This window comes from Pantoea sp. y20 (assembly GCF_054903455.1).
In genome coordinates this window covers 2,978,236-2,990,563 of the sequence record NZ_CM142816.1, presented here as the reverse complement: position 1 = coordinate 2,990,563, position 12,328 = coordinate 2,978,236, and the positions used below count along the sequence as shown (strand labels likewise).

At 54.1% G+C, this 12,328-nt stretch carries 12 protein-coding genes; 7 read left to right on the top strand and 5 right to left on the bottom strand.

What is annotated here, in order from left to right; all coding sequences use genetic code 11:
- Window positions 1–137 precede the first annotated feature (137 nt).
- The 7 genes from ACYAC5_RS13960 to ACYAC5_RS13930 all read left to right on the top strand — a co-directional run bounded on the left by ACYAC5_RS13960 (window position 138) and on the right by ACYAC5_RS13930 (window position 7,106).
- Window positions 138–1,154 carry a sulfate ABC transporter substrate-binding protein gene (locus ACYAC5_RS13960; protein WP_217548928.1) on the top strand — a complete coding sequence of 339 codons (1,017 nt, stop codon included), beginning with the start codon at window positions 138–140 and terminating at the stop codon, window positions 1,152–1,154.
- A complete protein-coding gene (gene cysT, locus ACYAC5_RS13955; protein WP_064739484.1) occupies window positions 1,154–1,987 on the top strand; it encodes a sulfate/thiosulfate ABC transporter permease CysT in 834 nt (277 codons plus the stop codon). Before ACYAC5_RS13960 ends, cysT begins: the two co-directional genes overlap by 1 nt.
- Complete coding sequence (cysW, locus tag ACYAC5_RS13950) at window positions 1,987–2,859, top strand: sulfate/thiosulfate ABC transporter permease CysW (protein ID WP_309833753.1); 873 nt, start codon at window positions 1,987–1,989, stop codon at window positions 2,857–2,859. The genes cysT and cysW overlap by 1 nt, the downstream gene beginning before the upstream one ends.
- Window positions 2,849–3,937: a sulfate/thiosulfate ABC transporter ATP-binding protein CysA gene (gene cysA, locus ACYAC5_RS13945; protein WP_101763572.1), complete on the top strand. Its 1,089-nt coding sequence runs from the start codon at window positions 2,849–2,851 to the stop codon at window positions 3,935–3,937. Before cysW ends, cysA begins: the two co-directional genes overlap by 11 nt.
- Before the next feature lie 72 nt (window positions 3,938–4,009).
- Window positions 4,010–4,891: a cysteine synthase CysM gene (cysM, locus tag ACYAC5_RS13940; RefSeq protein WP_462061921.1), complete on the top strand. Its 882-nt coding sequence runs from the start codon at window positions 4,010–4,012 to the stop codon at window positions 4,889–4,891.
- Between the two features lie 176 nt (window positions 4,892–5,067).
- Window positions 5,068–5,748, top strand: coding sequence for a response regulator transcription factor (locus tag ACYAC5_RS13935; protein WP_008107810.1), 681 nt, complete (start codon window positions 5,068–5,070; stop codon window positions 5,746–5,748).
- Entirely contained in the window at window positions 5,745–7,106 is a 1,362-nt protein-coding gene (locus tag ACYAC5_RS13930) for an ATP-binding protein (RefSeq protein WP_101763574.1), read from the top strand. Before ACYAC5_RS13935 ends, ACYAC5_RS13930 begins: the two co-directional genes overlap by 4 nt.
- A gap of 228 nt (window positions 7,107–7,334) precedes the next feature.
- On the opposite strand, the gene crr is transcribed toward ACYAC5_RS13930, so the two are convergent.
- From crr to cysZ, 5 genes are all read right to left on the bottom strand, one after another.
- Window positions 7,335–7,838, bottom strand: a complete 504-nt coding sequence (gene crr / locus ACYAC5_RS13925; RefSeq protein ID WP_008107804.1) for a PTS glucose transporter subunit IIA — start codon at window positions 7,836–7,838, stop codon at window positions 7,335–7,337.
- Window positions 7,839–7,879: 41 nt separating this feature from the next.
- On the bottom strand, window positions 7,880–9,607 hold the full coding sequence (gene ptsI / locus ACYAC5_RS13920) for a phosphoenolpyruvate-protein phosphotransferase PtsI (RefSeq protein WP_110866519.1): 1,728 nt from the start codon (window positions 9,605–9,607) through the stop codon (window positions 7,880–7,882).
- A gap of 157 nt (window positions 9,608–9,764) precedes the next feature.
- Complete coding sequence (gene ptsH / locus ACYAC5_RS13915) at window positions 9,765–10,022, bottom strand: phosphocarrier protein Hpr (RefSeq protein WP_137386243.1); 258 nt, start codon at window positions 10,020–10,022, stop codon at window positions 9,765–9,767.
- 388 nt (window positions 10,023–10,410) lie between these two features.
- Window positions 10,411–11,382, bottom strand: coding sequence for a cysteine synthase A (gene cysK / locus ACYAC5_RS13910; protein ID WP_101763577.1), 972 nt, complete (start codon window positions 11,380–11,382; stop codon window positions 10,411–10,413).
- Window positions 11,383–11,522: 140 nt separating this feature from the next.
- On the bottom strand, window positions 11,523–12,281 hold the full coding sequence (gene cysZ / locus ACYAC5_RS13905; protein ID WP_101763578.1) for a sulfate transporter CysZ: 759 nt from the start codon (window positions 12,279–12,281) through the stop codon (window positions 11,523–11,525).
- Window positions 12,282–12,328 lie beyond the last annotated feature (47 nt).

Below are 12,328 nucleotides of genomic sequence, written 5' to 3'. Positions count from 1 at the left end.
TCTCCCTCCGTCTTATGCCTTTTTAGACTTTGAAATCCCTAAACGATATATAAAACCGTTACAGCTTTCCCCTGAGTTATAAATACACTGACAGCATCTAATGGCATTGGCTTAACTGCCGTCTTTCAGGGTGCAGCATGACACTTCCGATTTCGAAAAAATGGCTTGGCGGTATCGCGCTGTCGTGTGCTTTAGCCGGTGCGGCGCAAGCGACCGAGTTGCTGAATAGCTCTTACGACGTTTCGCGCGAACTGTTCGTTGCCCTGAATGCACCCTTTGAAAAACAGTGGGACGCTGCCCATCCTAATGACAAGCTGACCATCAAGCAGTCGCACGCCGGTTCCTCTAAGCAGGCGCTGGCGATTCTGCAAGGGCTGCGCGCCGATGTGGTGACCTACAATCAGGTGACCGATGTGCAGGTGCTGCACGACAAAGGCCAACTGATTCCCGCTGACTGGCAACAACGTCTGCCAAACAGCAGTTCACCGTTTTACTCCACCATGGCGTTTCTGGTGCGTAAAGGTAACCCGAAGCAGATTCACAGCTGGGCCGATCTGGCGCGCGATAACGTGAAGCTGATTTTCCCTAACCCAAAAACCTCGGGTAACGGCCGCTACACTTATCTCGCCGCGTGGGGCGCTGCCGATCAGGCGGATGGCAAAGATAAAGCCAAAACCAGAGCCTTTATGGCGAAGTTCCTCAAGAACGTTGAAGTGTTTGATACCGGCGGTCGCGGTGCGACCACCACCTTTGCCGAGCGCGGTCTGGGCGATGTGCTGATCAGCTTTGAATCGGAAGTGAATAACATCCGTAATCAGTACGGCAAAGACGACTACGAAGTGATCGTGCCAAAAACCAATATTCTGGCGGAGTTCCCGGTGGCGTGGGTCGACAAAAATGTCGAGCACAACGGCACCACCGACGCGGCCAAAGCCTATCTGAATTATCTCTACACGCCTGAAGCGCAGAAAATCATCACCAATTATTATTATCGCGTGAATAACCCGCAACTGATGGCGGAGCAGAAAGATCGCTTCCCGCAGACAGAACTGTTCAACGTCAAAGACGCCTTTGGCGGCTGGGATAACGTGATGAAAGTCCATTTTGCCAATGACGGTGAGCTGGACAAATTACTGGCAGCGGGGCGCGGTTAATGTTCGCGCTCGCTCAAAAACGTGTTTTGCCGGGCTTTGGACTGAGCCTCGGCACCAGCTTACTCTTCACCTGTCTGATTCTGCTGCTGCCGATCAGCGCGCTGCTGATGCAGCTGTCGCAAATGACGCTGGCGCAATACTGGGCGGTGATTAGCCATCCACAGCTGATCGCCGCCTATAAAGTGACGATTCTGGCGGCGGGCGTGGCCTCGCTGTTCAACGCCGTCTTCGGCATGCTGATGGCGTGGATTCTGACGCGTTATCGCTTCCCCGGCCGCACGCTGCTGGATGGTTTGATGGATCTGCCATTTGCGCTGCCGACTGCGGTGGCAGGTTTAACGCTGGCGGGCCTGTTTTCGGTCAACGGCTGGTACGGTCAGTGGCTGGCGCATTTTGATATCAAAGTCTCTTACACCTGGCTCGGCATCGCTGTGGCGATGGCCTTTACCAGCATTCCGTTTGTGGTGCGTACCGTGCAGCCGGTGCTGGAAGAGTTAGGTCCGGAATATGAAGAAGCCGCGGAAACGCTGGGCGCAACGCGCTGGCAGAGCTTCCGTCGCGTGGTGCTGCCAGAAGTGGCGCCGGCATTGCTGGCCGGCACTGCGCTGTCGTTTACCCGCAGCATCGGTGAGTTCGGCGCGGTGATCTTTATCGCCGGCAACATCGCCTGGAAGACGGAAGTGACCTCGCTGATGATTTTTGTGCGTCTGCAGGAGTTTGATTATCCGGCGGCGAGCGCCATCGCCTCGGTGATCATGGCGGCTTCCCTGCTGCTGCTGTTCGCGATTAACACCTTGCAGAGCCGCTTTGGCCGTCGCTTAGGAGGCCACTGATGGCGGAGATTTCACACATCAATCACGCCGACCGCCAGCCAATCAACTGGGGCAAGTGGCTGCTGATTGGCATCGGTGCGCTGGTTTCCATCCTGCTGCTGGTGGTGCCGATGGTTTCCATCTTCTGGGAAGCGCTCAACCAGGGTTGGGTTGCCTCGCTGAGTAACCTGAAAGATGGCGACATGCTGCACGCCATCTGGCTGACCCTTTTGGTGGCGCTGATTACCGTACCGGTCAACATGGTGTTCGGTACGCTGCTGGCGTGGCTGGTGACGCGCTTCACCTTTCCCGGCCGCCAGCTGCTGTTGACGCTGTTTGATATCCCGTTTGCCGTGTCGCCGGTGGTTGCCGGTTTGATGTATCTGCTGTTCTGGGGCGTCAACGGTCCTGCCGGTGGCTGGCTGGATGCGCATAATATTCAGATTATGTTCTCCTGGCCGGGCATGGTGCTGGCCACCATCTTCGTTACCTGTCCTTTTGTGGTGCGTGAGTTGGTGCCGGTGATGCTGAGCCAGGGCAGTCACGAAGATGAAGCGGCGGTGTTGCTCGGCGCATCCGGCTGGCAGATGTTCCGCCGCGTGACGTTGCCGAATATCCGCTGGGCGCTGATGTACGGCGTGGTGCTGACCAACGCACGTGCGATTGGCGAATTTGGTGCGGTCTCGGTGGTTTCGGGATCGATTCGCGGCGAAACCTATACCTTGCCGCTTCAGGTTGAATTACTGCATCAGGATTACAACACCGTGGGCGCCTTTACTGCCGCCGCTCTGCTGACCCTGATGGCAATCGTAACGCTGTTTCTGAAAAGCGTGGTGCAGTGGCGATTAGAGCATCAGCAGAAGCGCCTACAGGAGGAAAATCATGAGCATTGAGATTAAACAAATCAACAAATCGTTTGACCGCACATCGGTTCTTAACGACATCTCTCTGGATATTCCTTCCGGCAAGATGGTGGGGCTGCTGGGGCCATCCGGTTCTGGTAAAACCACGCTGCTGCGTATCATCGCTGGGCTGGAACATCAGAATAGCGGACAGATCCATTTCAATGGCAAAGACGTCAGCCGCATCCATGCGCGCGATCGTCAGGTGGGCTTTGTGTTCCAGCACTACGCGCTGTTCCGCCACATGACAGTGTTCGACAATATCGCCTTTGGCCTTACCGTTCTGCCACGTCGCGAACGTCCAGGTGCTGCTGAGATCAAACAGCGCGTTACGCGTCTGCTTGAGATGGTACAACTTTCCCATCTGGGCAACCGCTTCCCGGCGCAGTTGTCGGGTGGACAGAAGCAGCGTGTAGCGCTGGCGCGTGCACTGGCGGTAGAACCGCAAATCCTGCTGCTGGATGAGCCGTTTGGCGCGTTGGATGCGCAGGTGCGTAAAGAGTTGCGTCGCTGGCTGCGTCAGTTACATGAAGAGTTGAAATTCACCAGCGTGTTTGTAACCCACGACCAGGAAGAAGCGATGGAAGTGGCGGACACCGTGGTGGTGATGAGCCAGGGCAACATTGAACAGGTTGGTACGCCAGACGACGTATGGCGCGACCCATCGACGCGCTTTGTGCTGGAATTCCTTGGCGAAGTGAATCGCTTTACGGGCGAAGTACACGGCTCTCAGTTCCATGTGGCCGCGCATCGCTGGCCGCTGGGCTACACGCCTGCGCATCAGGGCGAAGTTGAACTGTTCCTGCGTCCGTGGGAAATCGATATTTCACGCCAGAGCAGCCTGGAAACGCCTTTGCCGGTGCAGGTGCTGGAGATCAGCCCGCGCGGCCACTTCTGGCAGTTGGTCGTTCAGCCGAGCGGCTGGCAGGGCGAGGTGTTCTCCGTGGTGTTCGACGGCGATCACCATGCGCCGATGCGTGGTGAACGCCTGTTCGTTGGCCTGCAACAGGCGCGAATTTACCATGGCACTACGCCGCTGCGCCCGGTTGCCTTTGCCGAGAGCGCCTGATATTTTTGACACTCCTTCGGGCGGGACTTTCCCGCCCGTTTTATTTGCCCCTCTTTCGTCTGGAATTAAACCGTGACCACACTGGAAAATACCATCGGCAATACGCCGTTGATAAAGTTGCAGCGCCTGACGCCTGATAACGGCAGCGAGATCTGGCTAAAGCTGGAAGGCAACAATCCAGCCGGTTCCGTCAAAGATCGTGCGGCCTGGTCGATGATTCATCAGGCGGAGTTGCGCGGTGACATTAAACCGGGCGATACCTTAATTGAAGCCACCAGCGGCAATACCGGCATTGCGCTGGCGATGATCGCGGCGATGAAGGGCTACAAGCTAAGCCTGCTGATGCCCGACAACATGAGCCAGGAGCGCCAGGATGCGATGCGCGCCTACGGCGCTGAATTGCTGCTGGTATCGCGCGAGCAGGGCATGGAAGGGGCACGCGATTTGGCGCAGGCGATGGCCGATCGCGGCGAAGGACGCGTGCTGGATCAGTTCAACAATCCCGATAATCCGCTGGGCCACTATCTCACCACGGGCCCGGAAATCTGGCAGCAAAGCGCTGGCCGCATGACGCATTTTGTCTCCAGCATGGGCACCACCGGCACCATTACCGGCGTTGGGCGTTACCTGAAAGAGTTCGCGCCAGCGGTGCAGATAATTGGCCTGCAGCCGCAAGAGGGCAGCAGCATTCCCGGTATACGTCGCTGGCCGGAAGCCTATCTGCCCGGCATTTTCCGTCCGGAGTTAGTGGATGAGGTAATAGATATGGCGCAGCGCGAGGCGGAAGAGACCATGCGCGCGCTGGCGCAGCGTGAAGGGATTTTCTGTGGCGTCAGCTCTGGCGGCGCGGTGGCCGGCGCATTGCGTATCGCCACGGCCCAGCCTGGCAGCGTGGTGGTGGCGATTGTGTGCGATCGCGGCGACCGCTATCTCTCAACCGGCGTTTTCCACTGATCCCACTTTCCCACCGATGATTTGGCCTGCGCGTACTGTGATGGTACGTCCAGGCCATTTTTGTCTATAGTCTTCGTAATAATCGTCTGACGTAAGCAACGTAAGGATCGCGTAAAACCGGCTGCGTTCGTTGTGGACTCAGGACAAAATAGCGGCAATTTACACGAGAGATAACGATGAAAATTCTGCTGGTTGATGATGATGTAGAACTTGGCACCATGTTGAGCCAATACCTGATTGCTGAAGGTTTTGAAACACAACTGGTTTTAACCGGTAGCGCCGGGGTGGAAGGCGCGTTATCGGGCAACTATACCGCAATGATTCTCGACATCATGCTGCCTGATATGAGCGGCATCGATGTGCTGCGCCAGGTGCGGCAGAACAGCCGATTACCGGTAATTATGCTGACGGCGAAAGGCGACAATATTGATCGGGTGATCGGCCTGGAAATGGGGGCGGATGATTACATGCCGAAACCGTGCTATCCGCGTGAACTGGTGGCCCGTCTGCGCGCCGTGCTGCGTCGTTTTGAAGATCAGACCCCGCTGCCGGATAAGAAAGAGCTGCTGCGCTGGGGCGATCTCAGCCTCAATCCCGCCACGCGTATTACCGAATGGCAGGGCAAAGCGTTCGATCTGACGGCTTCAGAGTTTAACTTGCTGGATCTGCTGCTGCGTGCGCCGGATCGCGTGGTGTCGAAAGATGAGCTGTCGGAAAAAGGCCTTGGCCGTCCGCGCGAAGCTTACGATCGTAGCGTTGATGTGCATATCAGCAACATCCGTCAAAAGCTGGCAGCGTTAACTGCCGACAGCGTCAACATTGAAACTGTGCGCAGTATTGGTTATCGCATTCGATGAAACACAGCTATCGTGGCCGCATGTTCTGGAAAATTTTGCTGGGCTTCTGGATTGTGTTTGTCATCATCAGCCAGCTGTTGTGGCTAGGCTTTACGCTCTCCGGTAATCGACATGAGCCGCCAGAGCTGGTGGCGATTCGGCGTATCGTTAATCTGCAAATGGCGTCAGCGGTTTCAGTGCTGGAGCGCGGTGGTCCCAGCTCGCTTGATGACATGATGGCCGACTGGGAACCGAACGATCGGCAATTCTTCTCGGTGATCCAGCACGAAAAGCCCGCTGCGACGCCCAACAATGCGCCGCCAGAAAGCATCAACGAACCCTTTCAGGGACCGTTTCCTGATGTGATTGTGCGTTGGGTAAAAGGGCAGGATGGCAAACAGTACGAGCTGCGTTACGACGTTAAAGGTCTGCGCGAAGACAGCTCAATGGGCGGCGGCCGCCCGCGCCGCATCCTGAATATCCCCGAACCGATGTTTACCTTCGCTGGCGCATTGGGGCTGCTGTTTAGCCTGCTGCTGGCGTGGAACCTGACGCGACCAATGCGGCAGCTGCGTGAGGGCTTTGCGCGCGTCTCCAGCGGTGATTTGTCGGTACGGCTCTATCCGGTGATGCGCAAACGCCATGATGAGCTCTCGAACGTTGCGCAGGATTTTGATGCGATGGTGGAGCGCCTCGATACGCTGGTGAAAGCGCGTGAGGAGCTGCTGCATGATATCTCCCACGAGCTGCGTTCACCGCTGGCGCGCTTGCAGCTGGCGACCGGCCTGGCGCGGCAGACGCCGGAATCCGTCGAATCCTCGCTCAATCGCATTGATGAGGAAGCCCGACGCCTCGACAAGATGATTGGCGAGCTGCTGACGCTTTCGCGCGCTGAGCACGAAAGTATGCCGGGAGAACAATATTTCGACCTTACCGGCCTGCTGCATGCGGTGGTGACCGATGTGCGCTACGAAGCGCAAATTCCCGGCGTGATTGTCGATTTCCAGGTGGATGAGAATGCCGATTACACCGTTCACGGCAATGCGGAACTGATTCGTCGTGGTGTGGAGAATGTGCTGCGCAATGCGCTGCGTTTCTCGCACAAAGGGCAGCACATCAACGTGCGGCTGCAGGCGGAAAATCAGTGGCTGGCAATTAGCGTGCGCGATCAAGGGCCGGGCGTGGACGATGAGAAGCTTTCGAGCATCTTCGATCCTTTTGTACGGGTTAATTCTCCGCTGATGGGCAAAGGCTACGGTTTGGGGCTATCGATTGTGCGTAAGGTGATTCTGGCGCATCACGGTGAAGTTCAGGCGGTAAATCGCCCGGAAGGTGGTCTGGAGTTAACGTTAAGGTTACCGCGCTGGAAACAGGAATAAGGCTTAGTGCAGTCGGTCAGGACAATGGGGCAGATCATAAAGACGGCATAAACCGTCCCTGGGCCTCGGCTCGCGCCTTCCCTGGCGCGAGACGCTTTACTCCTCTGCCCCGTCGTCCCGACCTCCTCCCGCATTGTGCGCGTTGAGAGATGCAAGAGTAGGGCAGACTTAAACAAAAAACGGCACCCTTTGGGTGCCGTTTTGCAATTCTCACGAATCAGCCGAAGCTTACTTTTTAATGCGGATAACCGGAGTCTCGCCCACAGTTACCTGACCGGAGAGTTTGATCAGGTCTTTAATCTCGTCCATGTTCGAGATTACAACCGGCGTCAGCGTGGATTTCGCTTTCTCTTCCAGCAGTGCCAGATCAAACTCGATCACCACGTCGCCTTTCTTAACCTTCTGGCCTTCTTCAGCGATGCGTTTGAAACCTTCACCTTTGAGCTCAACCGTGTCGATACCGAAGTGAACAAACAGTTCGATACCGTTATCAGACTCGATTGAAAATGCGTGGTTAGTTTCGAAAATCTTGCCGATAGTACCATCAACCGGTGCAACCATTTTGTTGCCGGTTGGTTTGATTGCGATACCGTCACCCACGATTTTCTCAGCGAATACCACATCAGGTACGTCTTCGATATTTACGATTTCGCCTGACAGAGGCGCAACGATATCAATAGTGCCTGACGCGCTCTCTGATTTTTCGCCAAAAAGTTTAGAAAACAAACCCATGATCTTCTCCTAAGCAGTAATTTGAGGCTAGCGTCCGTGGATCAGCAGAGCGTTTTTTCTTTAATGAACTTGTTGACCAAATTCATCAAATCATCCGCTGTTGGTTGATCCAGAGCCTGCTCCGCCAATGCCTTCGCATCTTCGAAATTAGTATTACGAATGATTTTCTTGATGCTTGGGATTGAAATGGCGCTCATGCTGAATTCGTCCAGCCCCATTCCCAGTAACAGTAGTGTAGCACGTTCATCACCAGCCAGCTCACCACACATGCCGGTCCATTTCCCTTCGGCATGTGATGCGTCGATCACTTGCTTAATGAGGCCAAGAACAGACGGCGTCATTGGGTTATAGAGGTGTGAAATCAAATCATTACCACGATCGACCGCCAGAGTATACTGCGTCAGGTCATTTGTCCCAATACTAAAGAAGTCGACTTCTTTCGCCAGATGGCGAGCAATCACTGCGGATGCTGGCGTTTCAACCATGATGCCGACTTCGATGGTCTCATCAAAGGATTTGCCTTCTTCACGCAGTTGCGCTTTCAACAGCTCCAGTTCGCCTTTCAGAATGCGAACTTCTTCTACTGAAATGATCATTGGGAACATGATGCGCAGTTTACCGAATGAGGATGCACGCAGAATCGCGCGCAGCTGCGCATGCAGAATCTCTTTACGGTCCATGGCGATACGAATCGCGCGCCAGCCGAGGAACGGGTTGTCTTCTTTCGGCAGGTTCATGTAAGGCAGATCTTTGTCGCCGCCGATGTCCATGGTACGCACGATAACCGCCTGCGAACCCACGGCTTCAGCCACGGCTTTATACGCCTGGAATTGTTCTTCTTCGGTTGGCAGTGAATCACGGTCCATAAACAGGAACTCGGTACGATACAGGCCAACACCTTCCGCACCGTTGCGTTCAGCACCGGCAACATCACGCACGGTACCGATGTTAGCGCAGACTTCAACCTGATGGCCGTCCAGCGTAATGGCTGGCAGATCTTTCAGTTTCGCCAGTTCATGCTTTTCAGACAGATATTGAGTCTGAATTGCTTTCAGTTCTTCCTGCACGTCATCAGTTGGATTGACGTAAATTTTGTTGTTCACGCCATCAATGATCAGGAAATCACCGTTTTTCACGGTGGCAGTCACGTTGCCGGTGCCGACAATCGCAGGCAGCTCAAGCGAACGCGCCATGATCGAGGTGTGAGATGTACGCCCACCCAGATCGGTAATAAAGCCCAGCACCTTTTTCAGGTTCAGCTGTGCGGTTTCTGACGGCGTTAAATCTTTCGCCACCAGAATAGATTCGTCAGCAATCGCGCTCAGGTCGACAATGTGCAGACCGAGAATGTTCTGCAGCAGACGCTTACCAATATCACGTACGTCAGCCGCACGCTCTTTCAGGTATTCGTCATCCAGTTCTTCCAGTGCAACGGCCTGGCCTTCAATCACGGTGTGAGCAGCGGCGTCCGCGGTAGCGTGGTCTTTCTTGATGAGGTCGATGATTTCCTGCTCAAGCTCTTCGTCTTCGAGCAGCATGATGTGACCTTCAAAGATCGCCGCTTTCTCTTCACCGAAGGTTTCACCGGCTTTAATGCGAATGGCTTCGAGCTGTGAAGCAGCTTTGCTGCGTCCATCGAGGAAGCGCTGAACTTCCTGCTCAACCTGATCGTCAGTAATTTTTTTACGGCTGATGACGATCTCATCTTCCTTCAGCAAAAGTGCGTTGCCGAAAGCGATACCCGGTGATGCTAAAATGCCTGAAATCATAACCCTACCTTTTAATCACGATGGCTCATTGACCCGATGCGTCGCCACTGTCGCGGAGCAGTACTCTAAAGATGCAATAACGCGGACAGATTGTCCGCGATCAAGATATTTGCACTCAATGGGGCAAAGGGGTCGGTTTAGTTGCGAACTGAGCCGGTTACTCCAGCTCAGCCATCAGCTTGACCAGGTGCTCAACCGCTTGCTGCTCGTCTTCACCTTCAGCAGACAGCGTAACAACCGTACCTTGAGTCAGACCCAAAGTCTGCAGTTTGAACAGGCTTTTCGCGCTGGCAGATTTGCCATTAGAGGTCACATTGATTTCTGAATTAAAAGCCTTTGCTTCTTTAACGAACTGGGCTGCAGGACGAGTATGAAGGCCGTTAGGTGCGGTAATGGTAACTTCTTGCTGGAACATTCTATTTCCCCAACTTTATCAGGTTTGGTGTTATGGATCTAAAGTCTAGCCTGGAGCCGTAACTTTAGCCTGTGTAGGTGCGCTGGTATGGCTTTAAGCTCACCATAAAATGCGCTCGAATGAGTACGTCATTAACAGTGACAGATCAAAAACTGCACGAATGCGTCACTCTTCTCATTATGCCGTGATTCGCCGTTTCGCCAAATCAGTAAATCGATTCAGCTTGATCCACTTCAAAGGCAGATTAATTTCAGGCACCGAAATAATTGGAAGCTTAAATACCAGAGCCGCATCACTGAAAGCAATCTGTCTGGTGATAAAAGTGAGATCTGCACCACAAAAAAGCACCCATTCGGGTGCTTTTTTCGTCAGTTTCAGACTTTAAGCATCACTGCTGGAGTTCTTTCTCAGTGAAGAGATCGGCAAACAGTGCGGTACTTAAATAACGTTCGCCAGAGGAGGGCAGAATCACCACGATGTTCTTGTTGGCGAAGGCTTCATCTTCTTGCAGCTTCAGCGCGGCAGCAACGGCAGCACCTGAAGAGATACCTGCTAAAATACCTTCTTCTTCCATCAGCTTACGGGCGGTGCTAATGGCTTCTTCATTGGTGATCGCCACTACGCGGTCGATCAATTCCAGATCAAGGTTGCCAGGAATGAAGCCGGCACCGATGCCCTGAATTTTATGTGGGCCTGGTTTGATCTCTTCGCCCGCCAGTGCCTGAGCAATAACCGGTGAATCGGTTGGCTCAACGGCAACGGTAATCAACTCGGTCTTGCCTTTGGTATTCTTGATGTAGCGGCTCACGCCTGTCAGCGTACCGCCGGTGCCCACGCCCGCAATAAACACGTCCACTTCGCCGTCGGTGTCTTCCCAAATTTCTGGACCGGTGGTTTTTTCGTGGATTTCCGGGTTGGCTGGGTTGCTGAACTGCTGCAACAGCACATATTTGTCCGGATCGCTGGCGACAATCTCTTCCGCCTTCGCGATGGCACCTTTCATGCCTTTGGGACCCTCGGTCAGCACCAGGTTAGCTCCCAGCGCTTTCAGCAGCTTGCGGCGCTCAATTGACATGGTTTCTGGCATGGTTAGCGTCAGCTTGTAACCGCGCGCTGCGGCGACGTAAGCCAGCGCAATACCGGTGTTACCGCTGGTTGGTTCAACCAGCTCAACGCCCGGCTTCAAAATACCGCGTTTTTCCGCGTCCCAAATCATATTGGCACCGATACGGCATTTGATGCTGAAGCTCGGGTTGCGCGACTCGACCTTAGCCAGAATGCGGCCGTTACCGATGCGGTTCAGTCGAACCAGCGGCGTATGACCAATTGTCAGAGAGTTGTCTTCATAGATCTTACTCATAGCTCGTCCTTAACTGTATGAAATATTGGGAACCCTCAGAGCATACCTTTTCTAATGATGTGCGGAAGGAAAGAAATCGCATATCTATATAGCGCACAACCATAAGCCTTACGCAAAAATGCATAAGACGATTTAAAGCTTTAGCGGCGTGCATGTTGTGCATGATAACGATCCACCCACATGGCCGTTGCACCGCATACCGCAACCGGCAGAATCGCCAGATTGATAATCGGGATCATGGTGAACAGGCTAACCAGCGCACCAAATTGCATATTTGCGCTTTTGTGCTGGCGCAACGCCTGGCGCATCTGCTGGAAACTCACTTTGTGGTTATCAAATGGGTAGTCGCAATACTGCACGGACAACATCCACGCACTGAATAAAAACCATAGAACTGGCGCCACCGTTTGTCCAAAGCCGGGGATAAAGTGCAGCAACAGCAAACCAAGCGCACGCGGCAAATAGTAGCCGAGCTTCTGAAACTCTCGCTTCATGATGCGCGGTATGTCTTTTATCAGGCCCACCCAACCGCTATCTGGTAATGGCGTTCCGGTCAATCGCCCTTCAAGTTGCTCGGCGAGCAAGCCACAGAAGGGCGCGGCAATCAGATTTGCCAGAGTCGAAAAGAAGTAACTGAATACCAACACAATCGAAATCACTGAGAGCGGCCATAGCAGATAACTCAGCCACTGCAGCCAGTCAGGGATATGTGACATTAAAGCCGGGATCCACTGCCCCAAGCGCTGAAACAACCAGATAAAGGCACCGCCAAGTAGCACGATGTTGATCAGTAGCGGCATGATGACATAGCGACGAATGCCGGGCAGGCGCACCAGTTTCCATCCTTCAGCGAAGTAGTGAACACCATTAAATGTTGAGACCGAATTTCCTGCGGGCATAGCGAGCCTTTCTCCTAAATATAGCGGCGCGACCATCATAACCTGGC

Coding starts and splice junctions, on each gene's coding strand:
- crr (WP_008107804.1), bottom strand. CDS start 7,838: ATGGGTTTGTTTTCTAAACTTTTTGGCGAAAAATCAGAGAGCGCGTCA.
- ACYAC5_RS13935 (WP_008107810.1), top strand. CDS start 5,068: ATGAAAATTCTGCTGGTTGATGATGATGTAGAACTTGGCACCATGTTG.
- cysK (WP_101763577.1), bottom strand. CDS start 11,382: ATGAGTAAGATCTATGAAGACAACTCTCTGACAATTGGTCATACGCCG.
- ptsH (WP_137386243.1), bottom strand. CDS start 10,022: ATGTTCCAGCAAGAAGTTACCATTACCGCACCTAACGGCCTTCATACT.
- ACYAC5_RS13960 (WP_217548928.1), top strand. CDS start 138: ATGACACTTCCGATTTCGAAAAAATGGCTTGGCGGTATCGCGCTGTCG.
- ptsI (WP_110866519.1), bottom strand. CDS start 9,607: ATGATTTCAGGCATTTTAGCATCACCGGGTATCGCTTTCGGCAACGCA.
- cysW (WP_309833753.1), top strand. CDS start 1,987: ATGGCGGAGATTTCACACATCAATCACGCCGACCGCCAGCCAATCAAC.
- ACYAC5_RS13930 (WP_101763574.1), top strand. CDS start 5,745: ATGAAACACAGCTATCGTGGCCGCATGTTCTGGAAAATTTTGCTGGGC.
- cysA (WP_101763572.1), top strand. CDS start 2,849: ATGAGCATTGAGATTAAACAAATCAACAAATCGTTTGACCGCACATCG.
- cysZ (WP_101763578.1), bottom strand. CDS start 12,281: ATGCCCGCAGGAAATTCGGTCTCAACATTTAATGGTGTTCACTACTTC.
- cysT (WP_064739484.1), top strand. CDS start 1,154: ATGTTCGCGCTCGCTCAAAAACGTGTTTTGCCGGGCTTTGGACTGAGC.